Origin of the sequence: Streptomyces sp. NPDC058307, from assembly GCF_042880295.1 — a bacterium.
Classification (GTDB): Bacteria; Actinomycetota; Actinomycetes; order Streptomycetales; family Streptomycetaceae; genus Streptomyces.
On sequence record NZ_JBHVYZ010000057.1, the window covers coordinates 19,773 to 46,693 of the forward strand.

General features: G+C 72.3%; 21 protein-coding genes and 2 pseudogenes. 16 read left to right on the top strand and 7 right to left on the bottom strand.

Annotated elements, in window-relative coordinates; all coding sequences use genetic code 11:
- Positions 1-533 precede the first annotated feature (533 nt).
- Both ACFVYN_RS31650 and ACFVYN_RS31655 read right to left on the bottom strand, forming a co-directional pair.
- On the bottom strand, positions 534-740 hold the full coding sequence (locus ACFVYN_RS31650) for a hypothetical protein (RefSeq protein WP_390004762.1): 207 nt from the start codon (positions 738-740) through the stop codon (positions 534-536).
- A 41-nt stretch (positions 741-781) separates the two neighbouring features.
- Positions 782-1,003, bottom strand: a pseudogene (locus tag ACFVYN_RS31655) (radical SAM protein); the annotation flags it as partial.
- Between the two features lie 144 nt (positions 1,004-1,147).
- Here ACFVYN_RS31655 and ACFVYN_RS31660 point away from each other — a divergent pair.
- The 4 genes from ACFVYN_RS31660 to ACFVYN_RS31675 all read left to right on the top strand — a co-directional run bounded on the left by ACFVYN_RS31660 (position 1,148) and on the right by ACFVYN_RS31675 (position 7,540).
- On the top strand, positions 1,148-1,591 hold the full coding sequence (locus ACFVYN_RS31660) for an SRPBCC family protein (protein WP_390004766.1): 444 nt from the start codon (positions 1,148-1,150) through the stop codon (positions 1,589-1,591).
- A 148-nt stretch (positions 1,592-1,739) separates the two neighbouring features.
- Positions 1,740-4,091 carry an MFS transporter gene (locus ACFVYN_RS31665; protein ID WP_390004769.1) on the top strand — a complete coding sequence of 784 codons (2,352 nt, stop codon included), beginning with the start codon at positions 1,740-1,742 and terminating at the stop codon, positions 4,089-4,091.
- Positions 4,092-4,223: 132 nt separating this feature from the next.
- Positions 4,224-6,677 (top strand): SpoIIE family protein phosphatase, encoded by a 2,454-nt coding sequence (locus tag ACFVYN_RS31670; protein ID WP_390004772.1) that lies wholly within the window; start codon positions 4,224-4,226, stop codon positions 6,675-6,677.
- Between the two features lie 137 nt (positions 6,678-6,814).
- A complete protein-coding gene (locus ACFVYN_RS31675) occupies positions 6,815-7,540 on the top strand; it encodes a class I SAM-dependent methyltransferase (protein ID WP_390004774.1) in 726 nt (241 codons plus the stop codon).
- 5 nt (positions 7,541-7,545) lie between these two features.
- On the opposite strand, the gene ACFVYN_RS31680 is transcribed toward ACFVYN_RS31675, so the two are convergent.
- Positions 7,546-8,661 carry an acyltransferase family protein gene (locus tag ACFVYN_RS31680; protein ID WP_390004776.1) on the bottom strand — a complete coding sequence of 372 codons (1,116 nt, stop codon included), beginning with the start codon at positions 8,659-8,661 and terminating at the stop codon, positions 7,546-7,548.
- A 146-nt stretch (positions 8,662-8,807) separates the two neighbouring features.
- Here ACFVYN_RS31680 and ACFVYN_RS31685 point away from each other — a divergent pair, with 146 nt between their 5' ends.
- The 5 genes from ACFVYN_RS31685 (at position 8,808) to ACFVYN_RS31705 (ending at position 14,674) form a co-directional block, all read left to right on the top strand.
- On the top strand, positions 8,808-9,641 hold the full coding sequence (locus ACFVYN_RS31685) for a M55 family metallopeptidase (RefSeq protein ID WP_390004778.1): 834 nt from the start codon (positions 8,808-8,810) through the stop codon (positions 9,639-9,641).
- Complete coding sequence (locus ACFVYN_RS31690) at positions 9,634-10,938, top strand: M20/M25/M40 family metallo-hydrolase (protein WP_390004781.1); 1,305 nt, start codon at positions 9,634-9,636, stop codon at positions 10,936-10,938. Before ACFVYN_RS31685 ends, ACFVYN_RS31690 begins: the two co-directional genes overlap by 8 nt.
- Before the next feature lie 5 nt (positions 10,939-10,943).
- Positions 10,944-12,944 carry an LpqB family beta-propeller domain-containing protein gene (locus ACFVYN_RS31695; protein ID WP_390004783.1) on the top strand — a complete coding sequence of 667 codons (2,001 nt, stop codon included), beginning with the start codon at positions 10,944-10,946 and terminating at the stop codon, positions 12,942-12,944.
- Complete coding sequence (locus ACFVYN_RS31700) at positions 12,941-13,864, top strand: LD-carboxypeptidase (protein ID WP_390004786.1); 924 nt, start codon at positions 12,941-12,943, stop codon at positions 13,862-13,864. The genes ACFVYN_RS31695 and ACFVYN_RS31700 overlap by 4 nt, the downstream gene beginning before the upstream one ends.
- A 246-nt stretch (positions 13,865-14,110) precedes the next feature.
- Positions 14,111-14,674, top strand: a complete 564-nt coding sequence (locus tag ACFVYN_RS31705) for a GNAT family N-acetyltransferase (protein ID WP_390004789.1) — start codon at positions 14,111-14,113, stop codon at positions 14,672-14,674.
- Here the strand turns inward: ACFVYN_RS31705 and ACFVYN_RS31710 are convergent.
- The gene (locus ACFVYN_RS31710; RefSeq protein WP_390004792.1) at positions 14,646-14,993 is read right to left on the bottom strand and encodes a DUF6204 family protein; all 348 of its coding nucleotides are present in this window, start codon (positions 14,991-14,993) and stop codon (positions 14,646-14,648) included. The two genes, ACFVYN_RS31705 and ACFVYN_RS31710, sit on opposite strands and share 29 nt — an antisense overlap.
- Before the next feature lie 59 nt (positions 14,994-15,052).
- Between ACFVYN_RS31710 and ACFVYN_RS31715 the strand changes: the two genes are divergently transcribed.
- Entirely contained in the window at positions 15,053-15,952 is a 900-nt protein-coding gene (locus tag ACFVYN_RS31715) for an arginase family protein (RefSeq protein WP_390004794.1), read from the top strand.
- Positions 15,953-15,992: 40 nt separating this feature from the next.
- Positions 15,993-17,936, top strand: coding sequence for a DUF5107 domain-containing protein (locus ACFVYN_RS31720; protein ID WP_390004796.1), 1,944 nt, complete (start codon positions 15,993-15,995; stop codon positions 17,934-17,936).
- Here the strand turns inward: ACFVYN_RS31720 and ACFVYN_RS31725 are convergent.
- Positions 17,933-18,283 carry a VOC family protein gene (locus ACFVYN_RS31725; RefSeq protein WP_390004798.1) on the bottom strand — a complete coding sequence of 117 codons (351 nt, stop codon included), beginning with the start codon at positions 18,281-18,283 and terminating at the stop codon, positions 17,933-17,935. The genes ACFVYN_RS31720 and ACFVYN_RS31725 overlap by 4 nt on opposite strands.
- Before the next feature lie 57 nt (positions 18,284-18,340).
- Here ACFVYN_RS31725 and ACFVYN_RS31730 point away from each other — a divergent pair, with 57 nt between their 5' ends.
- Entirely contained in the window at positions 18,341-18,805 is a 465-nt protein-coding gene (locus ACFVYN_RS31730; protein WP_390004800.1) for a phage holin family protein, read from the top strand.
- 32 nt (positions 18,806-18,837) lie between these two features.
- A complete protein-coding gene (locus ACFVYN_RS31735) occupies positions 18,838-19,845 on the top strand; it encodes an SDR family oxidoreductase (protein ID WP_390004802.1) in 1,008 nt (335 codons plus the stop codon).
- Between the two features lie 44 nt (positions 19,846-19,889).
- Here ACFVYN_RS31735 and ACFVYN_RS31740 read toward each other — a convergent pair whose 3' ends face one another.
- Complete coding sequence (locus ACFVYN_RS31740) at positions 19,890-20,981, bottom strand: enolase C-terminal domain-like protein (RefSeq protein ID WP_390004804.1); 1,092 nt, start codon at positions 20,979-20,981, stop codon at positions 19,890-19,892.
- A gap of 3 nt (positions 20,982-20,984) precedes the next feature.
- A complete protein-coding gene (locus ACFVYN_RS31745) occupies positions 20,985-21,944 on the bottom strand; it encodes an LLM class F420-dependent oxidoreductase (protein WP_390004807.1) in 960 nt (319 codons plus the stop codon).
- 149 nt (positions 21,945-22,093) lie between these two features.
- Here ACFVYN_RS31745 and ACFVYN_RS31750 point away from each other — a divergent pair.
- The 3 genes and pseudogenes from ACFVYN_RS31750 (at position 22,094) to ligD (ending at position 26,912) form a co-directional block, all read left to right on the top strand.
- A pseudogene (locus ACFVYN_RS31750) lies at positions 22,094-24,139 on the top strand (FAD-dependent oxidoreductase).
- Positions 24,136-25,983 (top strand): transketolase, encoded by a 1,848-nt coding sequence (locus ACFVYN_RS31755; protein ID WP_390004809.1) that lies wholly within the window; start codon positions 24,136-24,138, stop codon positions 25,981-25,983. Before ACFVYN_RS31750 ends, ACFVYN_RS31755 begins: the two are co-directional and overlap by 4 nt.
- Positions 25,980-26,912 carry a non-homologous end-joining DNA ligase gene (ligD, locus tag ACFVYN_RS31760; protein ID WP_390004811.1) on the top strand — a complete coding sequence of 311 codons (933 nt, stop codon included), beginning with the start codon at positions 25,980-25,982 and terminating at the stop codon, positions 26,910-26,912. Before ACFVYN_RS31755 ends, ligD begins: the two co-directional genes overlap by 4 nt.
- Positions 26,913-26,921: the final 9 nt, after the last annotated feature.

Genomic DNA, 26,921 nt, shown 5'->3' on the forward strand with positions numbered 1-26,921 from the left:
CGATGGGGACCCCGGCGGCGTCGAGCTACTCGGCCATCGCGGCGCACGTCCGCCGGTACTGCTCCGCGAGCTTCGCGTGGCTGACGCCGAGGCCGAGGAGGCAGCGGCCGGGGTGAATGGCGTCCACGTTGTTTTCTGGCTGGTGGGTCCGACCTTGGTGATGCGGTCGGCGAGAGAACGGAGGATGTCGTCGGCTGTCTTGGTCCAGGTGAAGGGCCGCGGGTTCTCGTTCCAGGTGTCGATCCACGCGGTGATGTCGTCCGCCAGCGCCTTCACGGAGGTGTGGACGCCGCGGGGGACGAGCTTGTCGGTCAGCAGGCCGGCCGAACCACCGCTGCACCTGGTTCATCCAGAAGGAGCCGGTGGGAATGACATGGACGTGGAAGCGGGGATGTTTGCCGCCCGTAGATGCCTACGTCGAACCGGCAGACGACGGCACAGACGGCCTGCGCTGACCTGAGCGCGCACACACGGAAGCGCCCCGGTGAGCGTCAGGGAAGTCGCAGGCTGAAATGTGGCTGCTGCCGCGTCGGTTACGGGCGCTTCGCTGTGCGGTCGCGCAGCAGCAGCCACTGACTCGCGTCGGTGCCCGCTGAGCGCGCGGCCGGTCCGTGCAGCAGCACGGCGTAGGCCGTCCTCTCCGCCTTGCCGGAGGCGGCAGGCCGGCCTGACGCCTCCGGGGTCGGGAATGACCTCGTCATGCCTTTCCAGGCCTTGTCCGCGTTCGGAGTGCTGAGCATCGGCCCTCCCGGGCTCAATAGGGTCATGCAGGGAAGTGCGAGCACGCGTGGGAGCAGCCGCGGGAGGGGTCCACCGTCCACTCGAAGGGCATGCGGGAGGCGCCGGGCACCCGGTTGATGACCGAGCGGGCCCGGATCTCGTGGAAAATGATCCCGGCGAACCCGGGTGCGTCGAAGGTACGGCTGACCACCGCGTCGGCGCCGAAGAGGGCGGCGTCGGCCCGTCGGTGTTCCGCGGACTCGGTGAGGTTCTCCCAGCGCATGAGGCCTCCTCGGTAGCACTGCCCTTCGAGTGAAACACTTGTTCGATTTTCTGCGCAACCCCGATTTGGGCACCCGCGGGCGGGGGTGGTTGGCTTGCTCCCAGCCCGAGAACACCCGAGAACCCGAAGTCCTGGAGGAAGTCGATGGCGCAGGTCGAGGCCACTACGGAGCGGATCGTCGCGGCGGACGCGGAGAAGGTGTTCGACGCCGTCGCCGACTACAGCGGCACGCGCGGGAAGGTGCTCCCCGAGCAGTTCAGCGAGTATGAGGTGCGCGAGGGCGGCGACGGCGAGGGCACCCTCGTCCACTGGAAGCTCCAGGCCACCAGCAAGCGCGTCCGGGACTGCCTCCTGGAGGTCACCGAGCCCACCGACGGCGAGCTCGTCGAGAAGGACCGCAACTCCTCCATGGTCACCACCTGGCGGGTCACCCCGGCCGGCGAGGGCAAGTCCCGGGTCGTCGTGACCACCACCTGGCAGGGCGCCGGCGGCATCGGCGGCTTCTTCGAGAAGACCTTCGCCCCCAAGGGTCTCGGCCGGATCTACGACTCCCTGCTCGACCGGCTCGCCGCCGAGGTCGAGAAGTAAGTCCCCGGCGCCCGGCGGACGTTGAACCCGGTCACCGGATCGAGTGGATCTCCGTACGGCCCACCGGCCTGCCGTAACTCGTCGCGCTTGCTCGTAGTTGTCGCCTTATGCGGGAAATGCGTGGCAGGCGCGACGAGGGGAGCGGGACGTGGGCGTGACGACTGCGACGCACGGGGAACGGGTCGAAGCGCCACCGCACGCCCCCGCCCCGGCCGTCGAACTCGGCCCGCGCCGGGTGCGGTTCGTCTTCTTCGGGCTGATGCTCGCGCTGCTCCTCGCCGCGCTGGAGCAGATGATCGTCGCCACCGCGCTCCCGAGGATCGTCGGTGAACTGCACGGCCTGGACCGGATGTCCTGGGCGATCACCGCCTACCTGCTCACCGCCACCATCGGGCTGCCGGTCTACGGCAAGCTCGGCGACCTGCTCGGCCGCAAGGGCGTCTTCCAGTTCGCGATCCTCGTCTTCGTCGCCGGCTCCGCGCTCGCCGGACGGGCCACGACCATGGACCAGTTGATCGCCTTCCGCGCGGTGCAGGGCGTCGGCGCGGGCGGCCTCATGACCGGCGTGCAGGCGATCATCGCCGACATCGTGCCGCCCCGGCAGCGCGGCCGCTTCATGGGCCTGATCGGCGCCGCCTTCGGCCTCGCCTCCGTCGCGGGCCCGCTGCTCGGCGGCTACTTCACCGACCACCTCTCCTGGCGCTGGTGCTTCTACGTCAACGTGCCCTTCGGGCTGCTGACCCTGGCCGTCGTCACCGCCGTACTGAAGTTGCCGAAGCCGCGGGTGCGGCCCCGGTTCGACGTTCTCGGCGCACTGCTGCTCGCCGCGGCCTCCACCTGCCTGGTGCTGCTGACGAGTTGGGGCGGCACCGAGTACGCCTGGGGCTCACGGGTGATCCTCGGCCTCGGGGCCGGAGCGGCGGCCGCCACCGCCCTCTTCCTGGTCGCCGAGCACTTCGCCGCCGAACCCCTCATCCCACTCCGGCTGTTCAGGGACTCCGTCTTCACCGTCACCGGACTGATCGGCCTGGTGATCGGGGTCGCGCTCTTCGGGGCCGCCAGCTACCTGCCGACCTTCCTCCAGATGGTCGACGGGGCGAGCGCCACAGAGTCCGGCCTGCTGATGCTGCCCATGATGGCCGGAATCGTCGGCGCCTCCGTCGTCGCCGGACAGCTCATCAGCCACACCGGCCGCTACCGGATCTGGCCGATCCTCGGCAGCGCCCTCTCCGTCGTCGGCATGTGGCTGCTGTCCCGGCTCGAGGTCGACACCCCCCGGCTGCACTACAGCATCTGGATGGCTGTCCTCGGCGCCGGGATCGGCATGGTGATGCCGGTGCTGGTCCTCGCCGTGCAGAACTCCGTCCGCCCGGCCGACCTCGGCACCGCCACCAGCGCCAACAACTACTTCCGGCAGATCGGCGGCAGCGTCGGAGCGGCGATCTTCGGCACCCTCTTCGCCGACCGGCTCGCGGACTCCCTGCGACACCGGCTCCCCACCGCGCAGGGGCTGCCCGACCCCGAGTCCCTCACCCCGCAGCTCGTCCACGCCCTGCCCCCGGCGCTGCGCGACGGCTACATCCGGGCCTACGCCGACGCCATGCCGAGGATCTTCCTCTACCTCGTGCCGGTGCTCGCTCTCGGCCTGCTCCTCGCCTTCTTCCTCAAGGAGAAACCGCTGGTGACCCACCACACCGTCGACACGGAGACCGCCCCGCTCCCGAACGCACGCCCGCCGCGCACCGCCGGGGCCCCCGTGTGCGGCACCGTGCAGCACACCGACGGGACCGTCGTGCCCCGGGCCGCCCTCACCCTCATCGACGTGGCCGGAGCGCAGATCGGACGCGGCAGCAGCGGCGAGGACGGGCGGTACGCGCTGTCGACGCCCGGCGCGGGCTCGTACGTCCTCATCGCCGCCGCGAGCGGCCACCAGCCGCAGGCCGTCTCCGTGACGATCGGCGAGCGCCCCGTGGAACTGGACATCGTCCTCGGCGGCGCCGGACGGCTCACCGGCCGCGTGCTCACCGACGGCACTCCCGTACGGGACGCCACCGTCACCCTCACCGACGCGCACGGCCAGGTCGTGGCCACCACCCGCAGCGGACAGGACGGCGGCTACGTCATCACCGAACTGGTTGCGGGGGAGTACACCCTCGCCGCCGGCGCGCCCGGGCTGCACCCCGTCGCGCTCCCCGTCACCGTCCGGGCCTCCCGGGAGACCCGCCTGGACGTCGAACTCGCCGGCGGCGCCGTGCTGCGCGGCACCGTGCGGGCCGGTGGCGGACGGTCCGTCGAGGACGCGCGCGTGACCCTTCTGGACGTCGCCGGCAACGTGGTGGACACCCTCACGACCGGCCCCGACGGCACCTTCCGCTTCGTCGACCTGTCCGGGGGCGAGTACACCGTCATCGCCGCCGGTTACCCGCCGGTCGCCGCCGTCCTCCAGGTCGCCGGAGGCGACCGCACGCAGCGGGATCTCCAGCTGGGTCACGAGGACTGACGGTCCGTCAGCGCTGGGCGCGCGCCGGGGTGAGGCGGTCCGTCCCAATTCCCGCGTTGCCGCACACCGTGACGGCCCGGCGCCGTACGGTGGAGCAGGCGGCACAGATCTTGCGGAGAGAGGGCCTGGGCCATGGACCGTGGCACCGAGAGGGGCGTACCTCCCAGCCGCGGAGCTGGGGACGGCGCGGCGGACGCACCCGCCGCCGGGCGCGTCCCGCTGGCCGTGGTCGTGGTGGACCGCGACGGACTGGTCTCCCACTGGAGCCGGGGCGCGACCCGACTGTTCGGCGCCGCCAAGGAAGAGGCCATCGGCCGTGCCGCGACCGACCTGCTGCCCGTCTCCGGAGCCCTCCCCGAGCAGGACTACGGCATGTACGCCGCCTACGACGGACTCGGACCCGATCTCGAGTCCTCCCTCGACGGCGGTCTGTCCTACCCGGCCGCAGGCCGCGCCCGTCTCACCGTGCCCGGCGCCGACCGCGTCGACGTCCTGTGGTGGGCCTACCCGCTGGTCGGCCCCGGCCCGGAGCGACTGCTGGTGCTGGCCGCCGACGCGGGCGGACTCCACCGGGACCCCGACCTGGACGAGCGGGGTGCGGCCGTCGAGCGGATCGCGCCCGCCTTCGCCCTGCACACCGACTTCCCCGGAGCCGACGCACTGGCCCACCGGCTCCCCGAGATCCTGCCCAGCATGAGCGTCGGCGAAAGCGCCCGCATCGTCGCGCAGATCCTCGAACTGGGCTATCCGGTGCTGGAGTTCAGCCAGAACGACCGGGTGCCCGTCACCCCCGACTGGGGCGTGCCCCGGCGCGCCGAGCGCAGAGCCCGCCGAGAGCGGGCGGCCCGGGCGGCCGCCCAGGGCCTGCCGTTGCCGCGGGACGAGCCGGACGAGGGCGAGGACCTCGAATACGTCGCCGTACGCGAGCGCCTGGAGTTCCTCAACGAGGTCAGCGGAAGGATCGGCACCTCCCTCGACCTCTCGCAGACCATCGTCGAGGTCAGCAAGGCCGTCGTACCCCGCTTCACCGACGTCGCCGGCACCTATCTGCGCGAACAGGTCGTCGCCGGCGAGGGCTTCCCCGACGGCGTGCCGGACACCACCACCATGTGGCACCGGGTGGCGCTGGAGCACACCGACGAACCCGGCCGCTGGGACGACGTGGTGCCGGTCGGCGAGGCCATGCCGTTCCCCGCGCACACCCCGTTCTTCCAGTGCATGACCACCGGTGAGCCCGTCCTCGTGCCCCGCATCAGCGAACAGATGGGGCACGCGATCGCCTCGCAGTTCGAGAAGCGGGACATCAGGCCGCTGATCACCGGCCGCTCCATGCTCGTCGTCCCGCTCAAGGCCCGCAATGTGGTCCTCGGCTTCATGATCCTGCTACGGCACCCCGAGCGCGTCGAGTTCAACGACATGGACCGGGTCACCGGCGCCGAACTCGCCGCCCGCGCGGGCCTCGTGCTCGACAACGCCCGCATGTACACCTTCCAGGAGTCCGTCGCCGAGACCCTCCAGGACAGCATGCTGCCGCACATCCCGCCGCGCATGGCGGGCTGCGACATCGCCACCCGCTATCTGCCGGGCACGCTCCTCGGGCGCATCGGCGGCGACTGGTTCGACTCCGTGAAGCTGCCCGGCGCGCGGACGGCACTGGTCGTCGGCGACGTCATGGGACACGGGCTCAACTCGGCCGCCATGATGGGCCAGTTGCGTACGGCCGTACAGACCATGGCCGCCCTCGACCTGCCGCCGGCCCAGCTGCTGCGCAACCTCGACGACCTCGCCCAGCGGCTCGGCGACACCTACCTCGCGACCTGTCTCTACGCCGTCTACGACCCGATCGCGAGCGAACTCCACCTCGCCAACGCGGGGCACATCCCGCCGGTGATCGTGCGGGCCGCGGACGGGCGCAGCGAGCTGCTCGACCTGCCCACCGGCGCGCCCATCGGCGTCGGCGGGGTGCCGTTCGAGGCGGTACGCGTGCGCGTGGCGCCGGGGGACCGGTTGCTGATGTGCACCGACGGGCTGGTGGAGGTGCGGGGCGAGGACATCGGAGTGGGGCTCGCGACGCTCACCGAGTCCGCCGCGCATCCGGCCGCGTCCATGGACGACGCCTGCGACGCGATCATCCGCGCGCTCAACCCGCGCGGGGGACGCAAGGACGACGTGGCGCTGCTCATGGCCCGGCTGGGCGGCATCGAGCCGGACGACGTGGCCGAGTGGCGGATCTCCCTCGACCCGGCCGAGGTGGGACGGGCCCGCGCGGTGGTGCGGGAGCAGCTGCACGACTGGGGGCTTGGGAAACTGGCCGACGGTGCGGAGCTTCTGGTGAGCGAGCTGGTCACCAACGCCGTACAACACTCGCACAGTCGGCCCGTCGAGCTGCGGCTGGTGCGGGAGGACACCCTGCTGTGCGAGGTGGACGACGACGACCACGAGCTGCCGAACCTGCTGAGCGCGGGGCCCGCCGATGAGCACGGACGAGGACTCAGGGTGGTCAGCACGCTGGCCCGGGAGTGGGGTGCGAGCCGTACGAAGGCCGGGAAGACCGTCTGGTTCGAACTGACGCTGCCGCGTCGCTGAGCGGCCCGCACGGGGCGTGTGTCTCTCGAACTGACAGTGAAGGAATGCGCCGCGCGCTTGTCCGCGTGATCTCGGCGCGATACACCGTACTGGCCCGTCAAGTGTGGCGGGTTCGTGTTGCACCTGGGGAGTTGGGCATGAGCGTGACTGGTCGGTACCGCGAGTCCTGGGAGGGCTTCTGGCGGGAGGCCCCGGGACGGCAGGGAGCCGTGTTCTGGGACGCGGAGCCGGTGCTCACCGCCGGAGTCCACCTCGCCCACTTCGAGCCGCTCCTGGTCGATCCGGGGCTGCCTCTCGTGGACCTGGGCTGCGGGAACGGCACCCAGAGCCGTTTCCTCGCCGCCCACTTCACCCAGGTGATCGGCGTCGACCTGTCCGCCGCCGCCCTCGACCGCGCCCGCGACGCCGACCCCGACGAGCAGGTGACGTACCGGCTGCTGGACGCCTCCGACAAGAGCGAGCCGGAGAACCTGCACGCCGAGATCGGCGACGCCAACGTCTATATGCGGGGCGTGCTGCACCAGGCCGCGCCCGAGGACCGGCAGCAGCTGGTCGACGGGATCGCCACGCTCGTCGGGGAGCGCGGCCGGGCCTTCCTCGTCGAGCTCTCCGAGGCCGCCAAGGCCGTCCTGGTGGGTCTTGCGCAGAGCCCCGACGGACCGCCCGCAAAGCTGGCCCCGATCTTCGCGCACGGCATCGCCCCCGGAGAGGTCGCCGACGAGGCGGTGCCCGTGTACCTCGGGGCGGCCGGGCTGACGATCGTGGCGAGCGGTGAACTGCCGCTCATGACCACCGAGTACCGCTCCGACGGCACCCGGATCGAGCTGCCGTCGAAGTGGTGGGCGGTGGGACGCACCGCCTGACCGGCCTAGCTGCGCACGTGGGAGGGCGCCCCGTCCGTGCCGGGCGGGGTGTTCCGGAACGCCCACTCCATCCTCGGCTCCATCACACACCGGAAGAGGCGCCGCACGGGCGCGGTGCACAGCGCGGTCACCACCGCCCCAGCCACGAGCGTGACGGCGATCTCGCCCAGCGGGGTGTGCGCCCACCGGTGGCCGGCCCAGTCGAAGTGGTTGCCGGCCTGCACGACGAAACCGTGCAGCAGATAGCCGTAGAGCGTGCCCGCGCCCAGGGTCGTGAACCACATGCGGCGCCCCGGCACCCAGGACAGGAAGCAGGCGACCAGGACGAGCGAGCAGGCGAAGAGCGCCAGCGTCATCGGCGGCCCGTACCAGGCCGGCACACCGAAGTGCTCGGCGGCGTCGCGGTGGAAGAACCAGGCGTAGTCCATGCGCGGGACCGCCCAGTACGAGAACACCACCGAGGCCGCGAAGACCGGAACCGCGAGCAGCCGCACCCGCCACCGGCGGACCAGCGAGAAGTGCTCCGGGCGCAGACACAGGCCGAGCACGAAGTACGGCAGGAACTGCAGGGTGCGCTGAAGGTCGAGGTCGTTGCCGATGGACGGGCTCAGGGTGGCGAGCGCGGCGATGGCGAGGGCGATCGGCAGCGGCCACCGCACGCCGCGCCAGATCGGCGTGGTCAGCCGCCAGATGAACAGGGCGGCGAGGAACCACGTCAGGTACAGCGGGTCCAGGAGACTGATCGCCCGGTCCGGGACCCCGTCCGACCACCGGGTGAAGTAGGTGTACGCCGTCTCGAACACGACGTAGGGGACGACGACCCCGGTGACCAGCCGCCTGATCTTCGCCGGGCTCGCGTCGAAGGAGCGGGAGAAGTAGCCCGAGATGATGATGAACGCCGGCATGTGGAAGGCGTAGACGATCATGTAGAGCGCGGTGACGGCACGGCTGCCGGAGCGCAGCGGCTCCCAGGCGTGTCCCATGGCCACCAGCACGATCGCCAGGTACTTGGCGTTGTCGAAGAACGCGTCGCGCTGCTTCGGGCGTCCGGGCGCGCTTCCCGGCGCGGCGGTCGCCGTCGCGGGCCCTGCCGACCGGACGGGCTGTGCGGTGTCGCTCACTCTTCTCCTCGACCGTCTCCTGTGGAACCCGCGAGGGAGGATACGCGTCTCCTGAGAGCCGCCTGTGCGGCAGGGGTGAGCGGCATGGGGCTCGCCTCACCGCGTGCGGGCGACGCAAACCTCCGCGACGCGTAACGTGGCGGACCATGAAGATCCTGATCAGCGCCGACATGGAGGGCGCCACGGGTGTCACGTGGCCCGACGATGTGATGCCGGGTGCGTCACAGTGGGAGCGGTGCCGCTCGCTGTTCACCTCGGACGTCAACGCTGCCGTGCTCGGCTTCTTCGACGGGGGCGCCGACGAGGTGCTCGTCAACGAGGCGCACTCGACCATGCGCAACCTGCTCCTGGAACAGCTCGACGAGCGGACGCAGATGCTCACCGGGCGCCACAAGGACCTCTCCATGGTCGAGGGCGTCCAGCACGGTGACGTCGACGGCATCGCCTTCCTCGGCTACCACGCGGGCGCGGGCCAGGAGGGCGTCCTCGCCCACACCTACCTCGCCAACTCCATCACCGGGGTCTGGCTGAACGACGTCCCCGCGAGCGAGGGGTACCTGAACGCGCAGGTGGTGGCGGAGTACGGCGTCCCCGTGGTCCTCGTCACAGGGGACGACGTGGCCTGCGACGACGCCCTCGGCTACGCCCCCGAGGCACTGAAGGTCGCCGTCAAGGACCACGTCTCGCGCTACGCCGCCGTGTGCCGCACACCGGCCCGTACCGCCGCCGACATCAGGTCCGCGGCCAAGGCGGCCGCACAGCTGGCGGTCCGTCAGGAACCCGTGCAGGCAGGGCCGTTCACGATCGCGGTCGAGTTCGACGCCGAGCACCTCGCCATGGCCGCCACCGTGGTGCCGGGCGTCGAGCGGATCGGGGCGCGGAAGGTGGCGTACACCAGCGGGACCATGTACGCCGGAATTCGTACGTTCAAGGCGGTCACCACCATCGTCTCGGCCGCCGTGGAGGAGCAGTATGGCTGATCAGCAGGCACTGGACGAGGTCGTCCGGTTCACCTCCGACCTCATCCGCATCGACACCACCAACCGGGGCGGCGGCGACTGCCGGGAGCGCCCCGCCGCCGAGTACGCGGCCGAGCAGCTGGCCGGTGCGGGTCTTGAGCCCCTGATGCTGGAGCGCACCGAGGGCCGTACGAACGTCGTCGCCCGCATCGAGGGCACCGACCCGTCGGCGGACGCGCTGCTCGTCCACGGTCATCTGGACGTGGTGCCCGCCGAGGCCGCGGACTGGAGCGTGCACCCCTTCTCCGGGGAGGTCCGCGACGGGGTCGTCTGGGGGCGCGGGGCGGTCGACATGAAGAACATGGACGCGATGATCCTGGCCGTGGTGCGGGCCTGGGCCCGGCAGGGCGTACGGCCCCGGCGGGACCTCGTGATCGCGTTCACCGCGGACGAGGAGGCCAGCGCCGTGGACGGCTCCGGGTTCCTCGCCGACGAACACCCCGAGCTCTTCGAGGGCTGCACGGAGGGGATCAGCGAGTCGGGGGCGTTCACCTTCCACGACGGCGCCGGGCAAGAGATCTACCCGATCGCGGCGGGGGAGCGCGGCACCGGCTGGCTCAAGCTCACCGCGCGCGGCCGCGCCGGGCACGGCTCCAAGGTCAACAAGGAGAACGCGGTCACCCGGCTCGCCGCCGCGGTGACCCGCATCGGCGAGCACGAGTGGCCGCTGCGGCTCACCCCGACGGTCAGCGCGGCCCTCACCGAACTCGCCGCGCTCTACGGCATCGAGACCGACCTCGGTGATGTGGACCGACTGCTGGAGAAGCTCGGTCCCGCCGCCAAGCTGGTCGAGGCGACCGTCCGCAACAGCGCCAACCCGACCATGCTGGAGGCCGGTTACAAGCTCAACGTGATCCCGGGCGAGGCCGTGGCCTACGTCGACGGCCGCTATCTGCCCGGCGGCGAGGACGAGTTCCGGACGACCCTGGACCAGCTCACCGGCCCCGACGTGGACTGGGAGTTCAGCCATCGCGAGGTCGCCCTCCAGGCGCCGCTCGACTCGCCGACGTACGCCAACATGCGTGCCGCGGTCGAGGAGTTCGCGCCCGAGGGGCATGTGGTGCCGTACTGCATGTCCGGCGGCACGGACGCCAAGCAGTTCTCCCGTCTGGGCATCACGGGGTACGGGTTCACGCCCCTGAAGCTCCCGGAGGGCTTCGACTACCAGGCCCTGTTCCACGGGGTCGACGAGCGCGTCCCGGTGGAGGCACTGCACTTCGGCGTCCGGGTGCTCGACCGGTTCCTGCGGACAGCCTGACCACGATGAGGGAGAACGTGCAGACGTCGCCATACGGTTCGTGGCCCTCGCCCATCGACGCGGCGCTCGCGGCCGCGCACGACGGGCACCCCGAATGGCTGGGCTTCGTCGGGGACGAGGTGTGGTGGACCGAACCCCGGCCCGCCGAGGGCGGCCGCCGCACCCTCGTGCGCAGACGCGCCGACGGGACGGAGGAGCCGGTGCTGACCGCGCCGTGGAACGTGCGCAGCCGGGTCATCGAGTACGGCGGTCATCCCTGGGTCGGTGCGGTGGTGGCCGGCGAACCGCTCGTCGTGTTCGTGCACTTCGCCGACCAGCGGCTGTACCGGTACGAGCCCGGTGGCGACCCCACCCCGCTCACGCCCGTCTCCCCGGTGGGCGGCGGACTGCGCTGGGCGGAGCCGCAGTTGAGGCTCGATCGCGGGGAAGTGTGGTGCGTCCTGGAGGAGTTCACCGGGGACGGGTCCACCGATGTCCGCCGGGTCCTCGCCGCCGTGCCGCTGGACGGCTCGGCCGCGCAGGATCGCGACGCGGTGCGCGAACTCACCGACGACCGCCACCGGTTCGTCACCGGCCCCCGTATCTCTCCCGACGGTACGCGCGCGGCCTGGCTCGCCTGGGACCACCCGCGCATGCCCTGGGACGGCACGGAACTGGTCGTCGCCGAGGTCCTGGGCGGCACGCTCCGGGAGCCCCGCACAGTGGCGGGCGGCCCCGAGGAGTCCGTCGCCCAGGCCGACTGGTCGCCCGACGGCCGGCTGCTGTACGCGAGCGACCGCACCGGCTGGTGGAACCTCTACCGCGACGGGGAGCAACTCTGCCCGCGCGAGGAGGAGTTCGGCGGCGCCCTCTGGAAACTGGGCCGCCGCTGGTTCGCCCCGCTGGACAGCGGACTGATCGCGGTGGTGCACGGCGCCGGCTCGACCGCCCTCGGGATCCTGGACCCGGAGACCGGCGAACTCGTCGACGCGGCCGGCCCCTGGACGGAGTTCGCCCCCACCCTCGCGGTGCACGGCGAGCGAAGCGAGGTGGGGGTCCCCCCGCCCGAAGGGTGGGGGAGAGTGATCGCCGTCGGTGCCAGCCCGCGCACCGCCTACGAGGTCGTGGAGCTGGACGCCCGCACCGGCCGGGCCCGGGTGATCGGCGCCGAGCACGACGACCCGGTCGACCCCGTGTACTACCCCGAGCCCCTGATCCGCGTCTTCACCGGACCGGACGGCCGCGACATCCACGCCCACGTCTACCCGCCGCACCACCCCGGGTACGGGGCACCTGGTGGCGAACTGCCGCCGTACGTCGTCTGGGCGCACGGCGGACCGACCGGCCACGCACCCCTCGTGCTCGACCTCTCCATCGCCTACTTCACCTCGCGCGGCATCGGCGTCGCCGAGGTCAACTACGGCGGCTCGACCGGGTACGGGCGCGAGTACCGGGGCCGGCTGCGCGAGCAGTGGGGCGTGGTCGACGTCGAGGACTGCGCGGCCGTCGCGCTCGCCCTCGCCGACGAGGGCACCGCCGACCGCGACCGGCTCGCCGTCCGCGGCGGCAGCGCCGGCGGCTGGACCGCCGCCGCCTCGCTCGCCATGACGGACGTCTACGCCTGCGGCACGATCGCCTACCCGATCCTCGACCTGGCCGGCTGGGGCACGGGGGAGACCCACGACTTCGAGTCCCAGTACCTGGAGAGCCTGGTCGGACCGCTCGCCGAGGTCCCGGGACGGTACGCGGAACGCTCGCCCGTCGAGCACGCCGACCGGGTCACCGTGCCCTTCCTGCTGCTCCAGGGCCTGGACGACGTGATCTGCCCGCCCGCGCAGTGCGAGCGGTTCCTCGCCCGGATCGCGGGACGGCAGCTGCCGCACGCCTACCTCGCCTTCGAGGGCGAGGGGCACGGGTTCCGCCGCGCCGACACGATGATCCGCGCACTGGAGGCCGAACTCTCCCTGTACGCCCAGGTGTTCGGGCTGAACCCGCCCGGCGTCCCGACATTGGAGCTCACCACGTGAAGGAACTCGTACGGCCGTCCAGGCTCGCGCCCGGAGCGCGCGTGGCCGTCGTCGCCCCCAGCGGACCGGTGCCGGAGGAGCGCCTCCAGGCCGGACTGGACGTGCTGCGCGGCTGGGACCTCGATCCGGTCGTCGGCCCCCATCTCCTCGACCGGCACGGCGAGTTGACCTACCTGGCGGGGACCGACGCCGACCGGGCGGCCGATCTCCAGAACGCCTGGTGCGACCCCTCCGTGGACGCCGTGCTGTGCGCCCGCGGCGGATTCGGCGGGATGCGCATGGTCGAACTGCTCGACTGGGACGCCCTGCGCGCGGCCGGGCCCAAGGTGCTGGTCGGATTCAGCGATGTCACCACCCTGCACGAGGCGTTCGCCGCCCGGCTCGGCCTTGTCACGCTGTACGGCCCGATGGCCGCAGGCATCGACTTCATCAAGAACGCACGGGCCCAGGAGCACCTGAGGTCCACGCTGTTCGCGCCGGAGACGGTCCGCACGATCACCTCCGGCGGCACGGCCCTCGTCCCCGGCCGGGCCCGCGGGGTCACCCTGGGCGGCTGTCTGTGCCTGCTCTCCTCCGAACTGGGCTCCCCGCATGCCAGGGCCGGTGCGCGCGGCGGGCTGCTCTGCCTGGAGGACGTCGGCGAGGAGACGTACCGCCTCGACCGCTACCTCACCCAACTCCTGCGCGCGGGCTGGCTCGACGGGGTGCGCGGGGTGCTCCTCGGGTCGTGGGAGAGGTGCGATCCGTACGAGAGGGTGCGGGCGCTGCTCCTGGACCGGCTGGGCGGCCTCGGCGTGCCGGTCGTCGAGGAGTTCGGGTTCGGGCACGGCGAGGGGGCGCTGACGATCCCGTTCGGGGTGTCCGCGGAACTCGACGCGGAGGCGGGCACGTTGACCCTCGACGAACCGGCTCTCCGCTGACGGGGGCACCGCTCGGGTCCGTGCCCCGATCGCCGGGGCCCCTCACCGCCCGGGTGGTCGTCCTGCTGCTCGCAGTCCTCGCCCTGATCTTCGTCCGCGAGAACACCCGGGCCACGAAAATCCGGCTGCCGCCCCCCGGCCAGGCCGGTCCGGCGGAGCATGCCGGTCCCGCTCGCCGGTGCCGGTCGGAGGCCCTCGCCGGGAGCCCGTTCATCCGGCGGTCCCGGTGGATCGTAGGGTGGCGGGATGCCGCACACCGCTTCCCGTTATCTCGCCGAAGGCCCCCGCGTGGGCATTCGTCCCTTCACCTACGAGGATGCCGCCGAGTTCACCGCCCGGGCCCGGGAGAGCAAGGAACTGCACCAGCCGTGGCTGTTCCCGCCGGACAGCGAGAGCGCGTATCGCGCCTATGCCGGCCGGCTGATCGAGGACCCGGCCAAGGCGGGGTTCCTGGTCTGTGAGAAGAACGCGGAGCGGGGCGACGGGGCCATTGCCGGATTCATCAACATCAACAACATCGTCCAGGGCGGCTTCCGGTGCGGGGCCCTCGGCTACGGCGCCTTCGCGCACGCCGCCGGGCGCGGGCTGATGCGCGAGGGGCTGGACCTGGTGGTCGACCACGCCTTCGGGCCGATGCGGCTGCACCGCCTGGAGATCAACGCCCAGCCCCGCAACACCGCCTCCCTCGCCCTCGCCCGCAGCTGCGGCTTCCGGCTCGAAGGGTTCTCCCCGAAGATGATCTACATCGACGGGGACTGGCGGGACCACGAGCGCTGGGCGATCACCGCCGAGATGCGTGCTTCCGGTTGACCTTCATGGTGTCGAGGTCCGTGACCGTCGACCTGAGGTCGCGGAAGCCGTAGCCGAGTCCCCGGAGTGCCGTTTCCGCGCGGTCCTCGGCGATCGCGCCCGCCATCTCCTCGCCGTCCGCCGCGTCCGACACCACCACGTACCGCATCGAGAAGTGCTTCAGCGGCGCCGGCTCGTACGACAGCGAGCCCTCCTCGGAGAACCGCATGCTCGCCATGCCATGGTCCGCCGCCTCGGCGAGCAGCCGGGCCCGCGCCTCGTCGGTGAGCCCCTCCCATGTGCCGCGGACGATCACCCGGTAGGTGTGCTGCTCACTCACTGTCGCTCCCTCGCGTATCTCCGTGGACGGTCGACTGTACGTCGGTGAGGATGATCCGCATGCGGAATATCGTCGTGCTGGACGCCCCCTCCAACCTCGGCCTGCGTCCGCCCGCTCCCGGCACCGTGCCCGGCTGCTACAAGCTTGCCGGCGCCCTCCGGGAGCAGCGGATCGTGCAGCGGTTGAATGCCCTGGAGGGCGGGGTGGTGGTGCCGCCGCGCTACGACCGGGGGGACTGGCAGGAAGGCGACGGCGTCTTCAACGCCGCCGCGATCGCCGCGTACACCGTCAGGCTGGCCGACCGCATCGAGCGCCATGTGCGCGCCGGGGACTTCCCCGTCGTCCTCGGCGGCGACTGCTCCATCCAGCTCGGCGCCTCCCTCGCCCTGCGCCGCATCGGCCGCTACGGACTGGCCGCGGTCGACGCCTCCCCGGACTTCCGGCACCCCGGCAACTCCGACCGGATCGGCGCGGCGGGCGGCGAGGAGGTCGCGCTGGGCACCGGGCGCGGGCAGGACGACCTGACGGACCTGGAGGGGCTGAAGCCCTATCTGAGGGACGAGGACGTGCGGTTCTTCGGGATCCGCGACACCTTCGAGGAGGACCGGGCCGAACTCGCCGCCCTGAAGATCCCGGTCGTGACCGTCGGCGACCTCCGGGAGTGGGGCGCCGACACCCTGGCCCGGGCCACCGCCCAGGCCTTCGAGACGCCCGAGATCGACGGCTTCTGGGTGCACCTGGACGCCGACTGTCTCGACCCGTCCGTCATGCCCGCCGTCGACAGCCCCGACCCCAAGGGGCTCCTGCCCGCCGAACTCGTCGCGCTGCTGCGGCCGTTGCTCGCCTCCCCCTCCTGCGCCGGCCTCAACATCACCATCTACGACCCCGACCTGGACCCCGAGGGCACGGCGGGCGCGCTGCTCACCGACATCGTCGTGGACGCCTTTGCGCAATCCTGACCGGCGGCTCCCCTGGCCGAGTCACCGCCGAGCGGTTTCCATGGTGATCGTGACGACGATCCGGCGAGACGTACTCACCCTGCCCGCCGCACCGCTGGGCGCCGACAACCCGCTGCCCCCGCTGCGGCTCCTGCACGAGGTACACCGCATCGACCCACGGGACCGGGACGAGCTGCCCCGGGACATGGCCCGGCAGGCCGGCTACGGGCAGCTCGGAAGCCTGCTGCCCGTCCGCGTCCGGGACGGCTACGGCAGGCAGCGCGCACCCCGCGAGCTGGAGACGATCGTGATCGAGAACGACCGGCTCAGGGTCACCGTGCTCCCCGGTCTCGGCGGCCGGGTCGCCTCCCTCGTCCACCAGCCGACCGGGCGCGAACTCCTCTACTGCAACCAGGTGTTCCAGCCCGCGAACTTCGCACTGAACGGCGCCTGGTTCTCCGGCGGCATCGAGTGGAACATCGGCGCCACCGGCCACACCACCCTGTCCTGCGCACCCCTGCACGCCGCCCGCGTGCCCGCCCCCGACGGGGGAGAGATGCTCCGCCTGTGGGAGTGGGAGCGCCTGCGCGACCTGCCCTTCCAGGTGGACCTGTGGCTGCCCGAGGGCTCGGACTTCCTGTACGCCGGCGTACGGATCCGCAATCCGCACGAGCGGCCGGTGCCGGGCTACTGGTGGTCGAACACCGCCGTGCCCGAGGGCCGCACGGTGCTCGCCCCGGCCGAGGAGGCCTGGCAGTTCGGCTCCGAGCGCCACCTGCGTCGGGTGCCCGTCCCGCCGGACCCTCTCGACACCCCTTACGCCACCGACTACTTCTACGACCTGCCCGACGCCCGGCGCCGCTGGATCGCCGCCCTCGACTCCGAGGGCCACGGGCTGGTCCAGACGTCCACCGACCTGCTGCGCGGACGCAAGCTGTTCGTATGGGGGACCGGCAACGGCGGCCGGCGCTGGCAGGAGTGGCTGACCGAACCCGGCACCGGCGGCTACTGCGAGATCCAGGCCGGGCTCGCCCGCACCCAGCTGGAGCACGTGCGGCTGGACGCGGAGAGCGAGCTGGCGTGGTTGGAGGCCTACGGGCCGCTCAGCGCGCCGCCGGTACCCGCCGAGGCGGAGGCGCGCCTGGAAGCCGTACTGCCGCGGGCCGCCGTCGACGAGGCCTACGCCGCCTGGAAGCCGTACGCCGACACCGAACCCCGCGAGATCCTGGCCGTGGGCTCGGGCTGGGGCACCCTGGAAGTGCTGCGCGCCGACCTGAAGCTGTCCGGCACACCCTTCGACGAGAGCACCCTCGGCCAGGACCAGGCGCCCTGGCTGGAGCTGGTGCGGGCCGGGGCCTTCCCCGAACCGCGCCGGGTACGGCCGCCCGGGGAGAGTCTGGTCGCGCCGCACTGGCGGGACATGCTGGAGACCGCGCCCGCCACTCCGCTCACCGAGTACCACCTGGGCGTGGCCCAGTGGCATGCCGGTGACCGGGCGCAGGCGGTGCGCAGTTGGGAGCGGGGGCTCGAACTGGCCCCCTCCCGCTGGCCGTTGCTGCGCTGTCTCGCCGTCGCCGACCAGGAGACCGGCAACCGCGAGCGGGCCGCCGACCGGTACGCGGAAGCCTTCGACGACCTGTGCCACGAGCGGCGCGACGACGGCGAGTCGTGGACGGCGGCCACCGCCGCGCTCGCCCGCGAGACGCTTCAGGCGCTTCTCGCGGCCGGGCGCACGGCCGAGGCGCGTGACGTGTGGGAGGGGCTGTACCCGGCGATCCGGGCACGCGGCGCCTTCCGGCTGATCGAGGTCCGGCTGCTGCTCGCCGAGGAACGGCCCGAAGCGGCCCGGGCCGTCTTCGACGAGGGCTTCGAGGTCGCCGACCTGCGGGAGGGCGCCGAGGCGATCGGTGACCTGTGGAGCCGCGTCAGCTCCCCGGGAGAACCGCTTCCGCCGCACTACGACTTCCGGATGCGACCCGAGACCCAGGAGCCGCGGCCCCTCTAGCCGACATTGCGGTCCACGTACTCGTACACCACGCCGTCCGGGTGCATCGCGATCAGATTGCGGCCGACCGGTGTGGGCACCGGGCCCGCGACGACACGGGCGCCCAGCTCGCTGAGCAGCCGGTGGGCCTCGTCGACGTCCTTCACCGCGATGGTCGCCGCGACCTTGCGCAGCACCTCCAGCTCGGCCTCCGGGCCGCTCATCAGCAGGAAGCAGCCCACCGCGGCCACCTGGACGCCGCCGCGCTCGAAACGCAGCGCCTTGGCGCCCGCCAGCCGTTCGTAGAAGACGACCGCGGCCTCGAGATCATCGACACAGACACGCAGCGTGGTTCCCAGAATGTCCATGCGGACGAGCCTAATGGGGCGGCGTTACCCGCACGCCCGTGCGGGTACCCGGCGGCCATGGAGCGCTTGGAGCACCTGGAGCATCTGGACAGGCACCTCGTCGACGAACTGGCGCAGGTGGCGCGCGAGACCGTACGGGACGAGCTGCGCGAGCAGACGCGCAAGCAGCGCCGTACGGCCATGCTGTACGGCGCGTCCGGCGCCGTCGCGCTGTACGCGGGAGCGGCCCTGGCACTGGCCGTGGGCCTCGCCCTCGCCCTCGGGCTGCCCGACTGGGCGGCAGCCCTGATCACCGCCGTGATCCTGGCGGCCGTGGCCTACGTCCTGCGCGGGGCGGCCAGGCCCACCGCGTCCCGGCCGACGGCCGGACGGGAGGCGGAGACGGTGGCCACGCCGCCGAGCGGGGCCGGGACGCCGATTCCGCCCATGCCGCCGGTCGCCCCCGGGACGACGGGCACCCCGCGACCGGCCGCGGCACCGCGGCAGGACACCGACCCCGAGCAGCCGCACCACCGGGTTTGACGCGTGGTGCACGGCGCAGGAAGGACACTCGCGTGAAGCAGGGCAAGGTCGTCGTGGTGACCGGGGCCAGCGGCGGCGTGGGACGGGCCACGGCCCGGGCCTTCGCCGAACGCGGGGCCCGCGTCGCCCTGCTGGCCCGGGGCCGCGAGGGCCTCGCGGCCGCCGCCGACGAGGTGCGGCGGGCGGGTGGTGAGGCGCTCGTCGTGAGCGTCGACATGGCCGACCCCAAGGCGGTCGACGACGCGGCCCAGCAGGTCGTCGACGCCTACGGGCACATCGACGTCTGGGTCAACAACGCCTTCTCCGGGATCTTCGCCCCGTTCACGGAGATCAGCGCGGACGAGTTCCGCCGGGTGACCGAAGTAACGTACCTGGGCTATGTGTCCGGCACCCGGGCCGCCCTGCGCCACATGCTGCCGCGGGACCGCGGCACGATTGTGCAGGTGGGGTCCGCGCTGGCCTACCGGGGCATTCCGCTGCAGTCGGCGTACTGCGGGGCCAAGCACGCCATCCAGGGCTTCAACGAGTCCCTGCGGTGCGAGCTGCTCCACTCGGGCAGCGGTGTCCGTACGACGATGGTGCAGATGCCGGGCCTGAACACACCCCAGTTCGACTGGGTGTTGAACCGGATGCCCGGGAAGGCCCGTCCGGTGGCGCCGGTGTACCAGCCGGAGGTCGCCGCGCGCGCGATCGTGCACGCCGCCTCCCACGCACGGCGGCGGGAGTACTGGGTCGGCGGGTCCACGGTGGCCACACTCATCGCCAACGCCGTCGTGCCCGGGGTACTGGACCGCTACCTCGCCCGCACCAACTTCGAGGCGCAGCAGGAAGCGGGCGAGCACGGCGGCCCCGGGAACCTGTGGGCGCCCGTGGACGGGCCGCACGGGCGGGACTTCGGGGCGCACGGGCGGTTCGACGAGGAGGCCGTGGCCAGGAGCCCGCAGGACTGGCTGTCCCGGAACCGGGGACGCGTGTTCGTGGCCGCAGCGGTCGGCGGGCTGGGCGCCGCGGTGACCGCCGGGCTGCGGCGCCGGGGCTGAGCCCTGAACGGGGCCCTGACCAGGGGCCCTGAACGGCAGGTTTCTCAGGCCACCCGATACTCCTCCACCTCGTCCGTGCGCAGCGTCAGGCCGTGTCCCACCCCCGCCACCGGACGGACCGTGCCGCCGGTCGGGTCCAGCGCTCCGTCGAAGAACATGTCCTCGATGCGGACGTGGTCGTGGAACCACTCCATGTGCCGGATGTTGGGGATCGCGGCGGCCGCCGCGGCGTGCGCGTGCGGGGCGCAGTGGGTCGAGACCTCCAGGCCGTGGGACTGGGCCAGCGCCGCCGCGCGGAGGAATTCCGTCACTCCGCCGCAGCGGGTCGCGTCCACCTGGAGACAGTCCACCGCGCCGGCCGCGATCATGCGGGCGAAGTACGGCAGGTCGTAGCCGTACTCGCCGGCCGTGACGTCACAGACGAGTGCGTCACGGACCAGGCGCAGGCCCGTCAGGTCGTCCGAGGACACCGGTTCCTCGAACCAGCCGACCCCGAGTTCCGCCAGGGCGTGGCCCACCCGGACCGCCTGCTTGCGGGTGTACGCGCCGTTCGCGTCGACGTACAACTCCGCGTCGGGGCCGATGACTTCACGGGCCGTACGGACCCGGGACAGGTCGCGCGGGACCGCCCGGCCCCAGCTCTCGCCGATCTTCAGCTTGACGCGGGGGATGCCCTGACCGTGCACCCAGCCGTTGAGCTGCGCGGCGAGATGCGTGTCGTGGTACGTCGTGAAGCCGCCGCTGCCGTAGACGGGAACGCGCTCGCGGACGACGCCGAGCAGGCGTGCCAGCGGGAGTTCCAGGAGGCGGGCCTTCAGGTCCCACAGGGCGATGTCCAGCGCCGAGATCGCGCACCCGGCGATGCCCGGACGGCCCGCGTTGCGGACCGAACGGCACATCGCGTCGTGCAGTGCGGGGATGTCCAGCGCACTGCGGCCCTCGACCAGCGGTCCGAGCTGCTCGATGAGGAAGTCACCGACCGCGGCCGGGCCGTAGGTCCAGCCGGTGCCGGTCGCCTCGCCGGTCGTCACCTCGGCGATCACCATGGTCGTGGTGTCCCAGGCGAACGTGCCGTCGGCCTCGGGGGCGTCGGTCGGCACCGTGTACACCGAGACGGCCGGCCGGTGCAGTCTCATCGGTCACCCCTGCTGTAGCTGGGGCAGCACCTTCGTACGGTAGAAGTCGAAGAAGCCGCGCTGGTCGGGGCCGATCTGGTTGACGTAGACGCGGTCGAAGCCCGCGTCGGCGAAGGCGTTCAGCGCGGAGACGTGTTCGTCGACGTCGTCCCCGAACACCCCGTTCTCCCTCACCATCTCCTCGGTGACCAGCGGCTCCAGCTGTTCGAAGTGACGCGGCGACGGCAGGATCTGGGCCATCTCGCCGGGCAGGAACTCGTTGAACCACAGCTTGCGGACCGTACGGACGCACTCGTCGCGGTCGATGCCGTAGCAGACCTTCGTGCCGCCGATGACCGGCTTGCCGGCCCCGCCGCCCTTGCGGAACTGCTCCACCATCGACTCGTCCGGCATCATCGTGATGAAGCCGTCGCCGACCCGGGACGCGAGCGCCGTGGCCGCCGGACCGAAGCCGGAGATGTCGATCGGGACGGGCTCGTCGGGGACCGTGTACAGGCGGGCGTTCTCCACCGTGTAGTGCTTGCCGTGGTGGTTGACCTCCTCGCCCGTGAAGAGGCGGCGCATCACCTGGATGGACTCCTCCAGCATTTCCAGCCGGATGTGCGCGGGCGGCCAGACATGGCCGAGCACGTGCTCGTTGAGGGCCTCGCCGGAGCCGACGCCGAGGCGGAAGCGGCCGTTCGTCATCACGGCCGAGGTCGCCGCGGCCTGCGCCAACACCGCCGGGTGGATCCGTACGGTCGGACAGGTCACCGCTGTCTCGATCGGAAGGGACACCGCCTCCGAGAGCGCGCCGATCACCGACCACACGAAGGGGCTCTGGCCCTGCGCGTCGTTCCACGGGTGGTAGTGATCGGAGATCCACAGCGAGCTGAAGCCCGCCTGCTCGGCCATCCGGGCCTGTTCGACGAGGTCGGCGGGACCGAACTCCTCGCACGACAGGAAATAGCCGTATTCGGGCATGGGGGGTACCTCCGGCGGTTCTGGCGGTTCCGTGATGAGAGGGGCCGTGTCCGAGTACCCGGCGACCCGTACGGAAACCGGCGTTTGGGTGCTCCGGCCGGGGGGACGCGGAAGGCTCCCGAGGTACGCGACAGCCCCGGAGGCGAACCGTGAGTCGACCCCGCATAGTGATCGTCGGTGCCGGCTTCGCCGGGTACCGGACGGCCAAGGAACTGTCCCGAAAAGCCCGCGGCAAGGCCGACATCACCCTGCTCAACCCGACCGACTACTTCCTGTATCTGCCCCTGCTGCCCCAGGTCGCCGCCGGGATCCTGGAACCCCGACGGGTGACCGTCTCCCTCTCCGACACCCTGCCGCGCGTGCGGCTGGTGCTCGGCGAGGCCGACGGCATCGACCTGGACGCACGCACCGTCCACTACACCGACCCCGAGGGCACAGGCGGCACGCTCGACTACGACCGGCTGGTCCTGGCCGCCGGAAGCGTCAACAAGCTGCTGCCCATTCCCGGGGTCGCCGAGCACGCGCACGGCTTCCGGGGCCTGCCCGAGGCGCTGTAACTGCGCGACCACGTGACCCGGCAGATAGAACTCGCCGCGACCGCCGACGACCCCGCGACCCGCGCCGCCCGGTGCACCTTCGTCGTGGTCGGCGCGGGCTACACGGGCACCGAGGTGGCCGCGCACGGGCAGCTGTTCACCGAGGCGCAGGTGCGTAAGCACCCGTTGCGGGAGGGCATGCGGCCGCGCTGGATCCTCCTCGACACCGCGGAGCGGGTCCTGCCCGAGCTCGACGAGCATCTGTCCCGCACCGCCGACCGCACGCTGCGGGAACGGGGCGTGGAGGTGCGGATGGGCACCTCCGTGAAGGAGGCCACGCCGGACGGAGTGCTGCTGACCGACGGCGAGTTCGTCCCGACGCGGTCGCTGGTGTGGTGCGTGGGCGTACGGCCCGATCCGCTCGCCGAGTCGCTCGGACTGCCCCTGGAGCGCGGCCGGCTGCTCGTCGACCCGAACCTGCAAGTGCCGGGACGGCCCGAGGTGTTCGCGTGCGGTGACGCGGCGGCGGTGCCCGATCTGGACAACCCCGGTCAGTACACGCCGATGACGGCGCAGCACGCCTGGCGGCAGGGCCGTACGGCGGCCCTCAACGTCGCCGCCTCGCTGGGCGCCGGGGTGCGCCGCCCCTACGAACACCGGGACCTGGGATTCGTCGTGGACCTCGGTGGAGTGAAGGCCGCGGCCAACCCGCTGGGGGTTCCGCTGTCCGGCCTCGCCGCCGGCGCCGTCACCCGCGGCTACCACCTCGCCGCGATGCCGGGCAACCGCGTCCGGGTCGCCGCCGACTGGCTCCTGGACGCCGTACTCCCGCGCCAGGCCGTCCAGTTGGGCCTCGTACGGTCCTGGTCGGTACCGCTGGACACGGCCTCCCCGGAGCTGACACGGGCCCCGGGGCGACCGCAGCCCCGCCAGGAGGCCGAGGCCCGCTCGGGACCCGGGGCGGCGACGGAGGAGGAGACGCGGCCGGGGGGAAGGGTGCCTGAGGGGGAGGGCGCGGCGGCTGGTGGGGAGGGCCTGGAGGGGGCGGCTGCCGGCCGGGGTGGGCCGGTGGCGGGGGCTGCCGGTCAGGCTGAGTCGGAGGGAGCGGCTGCCGGTCGGGGCGGGCCGGTCGAGAGCGATGCCGGGCGGGCCGAGCCCGAGGAGGTTGCTGCCGGGCATGCCGAGTCCGCGGAGGTGGCGAGCGCGGGCGAGGCGGTGATCGCGGAGGCGAAGGCACGCGAGGCGGCCGACCGGGAGTCGCCTGAGCGGCGGGCTTCGGGGCAGGAGCACTCTGAGGGGCGGGCGCCCGAGCAGCAGGCTCCCGGGCCCGCGAAGAGCAGGCCCGGCGCTGAACCGGCAACGCAGCAGCCGGTCCCCGAACCCGCCAAAAACCGACCTGGCTCCGAGCCCGCCAGGAATCAGCCCGTTCCCGAACCTGCCAAGAACCAGCCCGGCGGCGAACCCGCAAAGCAGCAGCCCGCTCCCGAACCCGCGAAGAACCAACCTGGCCACGAACCCGTGAAGACCCGGCCAGGCGAAGAACCCGCCCAAAACCAGCCCGGCGAAGAACCCGCCGAGAAGCAGCCCGGCGGGGAGCCGGGCCAAGCCCCCGGCCCCCTCGAGCGCACTGACGCGGACCCCGCAGAAGGAGACTCATGAACACCGGTGAACTCGTCGAACTCGCCCAGCAGTTGCGCGTGGACAGTGTCCGCTCGTCGGCCGCCGCGGGCTCCGGGCACCCGACCTCATCGATGTCCGCCGCCGACCTGATGGCCGTACTCCTCGCGAACCACTTCCGCTACGACTTCGACCGCCCCGAGTACCCCGGCAACGACCGCTTCGTGCTGTCCAAGGGGCACGCCTCGCCGCTGCTGTACTCCGCGTACAAGGCGGCCGGCGCCGTCGACGACGAGGAGCTGCTGACCTTCCGCAAGATCGGCAGCCGCCTCGAAGGACACCCGACCCCGCGCCAGCTGCCCTGGGTCGAGACGGCGACCGGATCGCTGGGCCAGGGACTGCCGGTGGGCGTCGGCATCGCGCTGTCCGGGAAGCGGCTGGACCGCGCCGACTACCGCGTGTGGGTGCTGTGCGGCGACAGCGAGCTCGCCGAGGGCTCGATCTGGGAGGCCGCCGAGCACGCGGGCCACGAGCACCTCGACAACCTCACCGCGATCGTGGACGTCAACCGGCTCGGCCAGCGCGGCCCCACCCGGCACGGCCACGACCTCGACGCCTACGCCCGCCGCTTCCAGGCCTTCGGCTGGCACACCGTCGAGGTCGACGGGCACGACGTGGACGCCATCGACCGCGCGTACGGCGAGGCCGAGTCCACCAAGGGCCAGCCCACCGCGATCCTCGCCCGCACCCTCAAGGGCAAGGGCGTCGCCGACATCGAGGACCGCGAGGGACTGCACGGAAAGCCGCTGAAGAACGCCGACGACGCCATCGAGGAGCTCGGCGGTGTACGCGACCTCCGCGTCCAGGTGCAGGAGCCGCCGGCCGCCCGCATCCTGCACTCCGTGAGCGCCGGACACCTCGAACTGCCCCGCTGGGACACCGGCGAGGAGGTGGCGACCCGCGACGCCTACGGGCAGGCCCTCGCCGCCCTCGGCACCGGCCGCGGCGACGTCGTCGCCCTGGACGGCGAGGTCGGTGACTCGACCCGTACCGAGTACTTCGCCAAGGAACACGCCGACCGCTACTTCGAGTGCTACATCGCCGAGCAGCAGATGGTCGCGGCCGCCGTGGGACTCGCCGCGCGCGGCTGGGTGCCGTACGCCGGCACCTTCGCGGCCTTCCTCACGCGCGCCTACGATTTCGTGCGCATGGCCTCCATCAGCGGGGCCGGCCTCAACCTCGTCGGCTCGCACGCGGGCGTCGCCATCGGGCAGGACGGACCCAGCCAGATGGGTCTGGAGGACCTGGCGATGATGCGGGCGATCCACGGCTCGACCGTGCTGTACCCGTGCGACGCCAACCAGACGGCCCGGCTGATCGCCGCGATGGCCGACCTGGACGGCATCCGCTATCTGCGCACGGGGCGCGGCGAGAGCCCGGTGATCTACGGGGCCGACGAGGAGTTCCCGATCGGCGGCAGCAAGGTGCTGCGCTTCTCCCAGAGCGACCGGCTGACGATCGTCGCCGCGGGCGTCACCGTGCACGAGGCACTCGAGGCCGCCGAAGCGCTGGACCAGGAGGGCATCCGCGTCCGGGTCGTCGACCTGTACTCGGTCAAGCCCGTCGACCGGGAGACCCTGCGGCAGGCCGCCGAGGACACCGGCTGCCTGCTGACCGTGGAGGACCACCGCGAGGAGGGCGGTCTCGGCGACGCCGTCCTCGACGCCTTCACCGACGGCCGGCCCGTACCGCGCCTGGTGCGCCTCGCCGTCCGTACGATGCCCGGCTCGGCCTCGCCCGACGAGCAGCTGCACGCCGCGGGCATCGACGCCGAGTCGATCGCGGCCGCCGCACGGCTGCTGGTGGAGCAGGCGATCGTGCCGTGAGCGGGGACGACGTACGGACCGTACGCGCGGGGAAGCACACCGTCGAGGTGCACCGGCCGGACAAGGTGCTCTTCCCCGGCGGTGACGGCGCCAAGGAGTACACCAAGGGCGATCTCGTCGACTACTACCGGTCCGTCGCGCCCTTCATGCTGCCGCACCTGCGGGGCCGTCCGCTGATGCTGGAACGGCATCCGGACGGTGTCACGGGCCCCCGGTTCATGCAGAAGAACACCCCGGACTCCTACCCGGAGTGGATCGGCCGCGTCGAGGTGCCGAAGGAGGGCGGCACCGTCTGCCACACCGTCTGTGACGACACCGCCACCCTCCTGTACCTCGCCGACCAGGCCTCCCTCACCCTGCACCGCTGGCTGTCCCGGGTGGGGAGCGTCGAGCGGCCCGACCGGATGGTCTTCGACCTCGACCCGGCCGGGGACGACGACTTCGCCGCGGTGCGTGAGGCGGCCCAGCTGCTCGGGGAACTGCTCGACGAGCTGAAACTTCCCTCGGCGCTGATGACCACCGGCTCGCGCGGGCTGCATGTGATCGTGCCCCTCAACGGCCGGCACGGCTTCGACGAGGTCCGGGAGTTCGCCAAGGACGTCGCCGACACCCTGGTCGCGGGGCACCCCGACCGGCTCACCACCGCCGCCCGTAAGAAGGAGCGCGGCGACCGCCTCTACCTCGACATACAGCGCAACGGCTACGCGCAGACCGCCGTCGCACCCTTCACCGTACGTGCGAAACCCGGGGCGCCGGTGGCGACCCCGATGGCCTGGGCCCAGCTGGACGATCCCGGCCTGGACGCCCGTCGCTGGACCATCGCCGACGCGGTCGAACAGGCCCGCGCCAATCCCTGGGCCGGGGTCATGGCCAAGGGGCGCGCCCTCGGTCCCGCCCGGCGCAGGTTGAACGCCTTGATGTCCGCTTGAAGGTTTGGC

What these genes read in the sequence shown, in the direction of transcription:
- ACFVYN_RS31650 (WP_390004762.1), bottom strand. Translation starts at nt 740, where the DNA reads ATGCTCAGCACTCCGAACGCGGACAAGGCCTGGAAAGGCATGACGAGG.
- ACFVYN_RS31660 (WP_390004766.1), top strand. Translation starts at nt 1,148, where the DNA reads ATGGCGCAGGTCGAGGCCACTACGGAGCGGATCGTCGCGGCGGACGCG.
- ACFVYN_RS31670 (WP_390004772.1), top strand. Translation starts at nt 4,224, where the DNA reads ATGGACCGTGGCACCGAGAGGGGCGTACCTCCCAGCCGCGGAGCTGGG.
- ACFVYN_RS31675 (WP_390004774.1), top strand. Translation starts at nt 6,815, where the DNA reads ATGAGCGTGACTGGTCGGTACCGCGAGTCCTGGGAGGGCTTCTGGCGG.
- ACFVYN_RS31685 (WP_390004778.1), top strand. Translation starts at nt 8,808, where the DNA reads ATGAAGATCCTGATCAGCGCCGACATGGAGGGCGCCACGGGTGTCACG.
- ACFVYN_RS31690 (WP_390004781.1), top strand. Translation starts at nt 9,634, where the DNA reads ATGGCTGATCAGCAGGCACTGGACGAGGTCGTCCGGTTCACCTCCGAC.
- ACFVYN_RS31695 (WP_390004783.1), top strand. Translation starts at nt 10,944, where the DNA reads ATGAGGGAGAACGTGCAGACGTCGCCATACGGTTCGTGGCCCTCGCCC.
- ACFVYN_RS31705 (WP_390004789.1), top strand. Translation starts at nt 14,111, where the DNA reads ATGCCGCACACCGCTTCCCGTTATCTCGCCGAAGGCCCCCGCGTGGGC.
- ACFVYN_RS31715 (WP_390004794.1), top strand. Translation starts at nt 15,053, where the DNA reads ATGCGGAATATCGTCGTGCTGGACGCCCCCTCCAACCTCGGCCTGCGT.
- ACFVYN_RS31720 (WP_390004796.1), top strand. Translation starts at nt 15,993, where the DNA reads ATGGTGATCGTGACGACGATCCGGCGAGACGTACTCACCCTGCCCGCC.
- ACFVYN_RS31725 (WP_390004798.1), bottom strand. Translation starts at nt 18,283, where the DNA reads ATGGACATTCTGGGAACCACGCTGCGTGTCTGTGTCGATGATCTCGAG.
- ACFVYN_RS31730 (WP_390004800.1), top strand. Translation starts at nt 18,341, where the DNA reads ATGGAGCGCTTGGAGCACCTGGAGCATCTGGACAGGCACCTCGTCGAC.
- ACFVYN_RS31740 (WP_390004804.1), bottom strand. Translation starts at nt 20,981, where the DNA reads ATGAGACTGCACCGGCCGGCCGTCTCGGTGTACACGGTGCCGACCGAC.
- ACFVYN_RS31745 (WP_390004807.1), bottom strand. Translation starts at nt 21,944, where the DNA reads ATGCCCGAATACGGCTATTTCCTGTCGTGCGAGGAGTTCGGTCCCGCC.
- ACFVYN_RS31755 (WP_390004809.1), top strand. Translation starts at nt 24,136, where the DNA reads ATGAACACCGGTGAACTCGTCGAACTCGCCCAGCAGTTGCGCGTGGAC.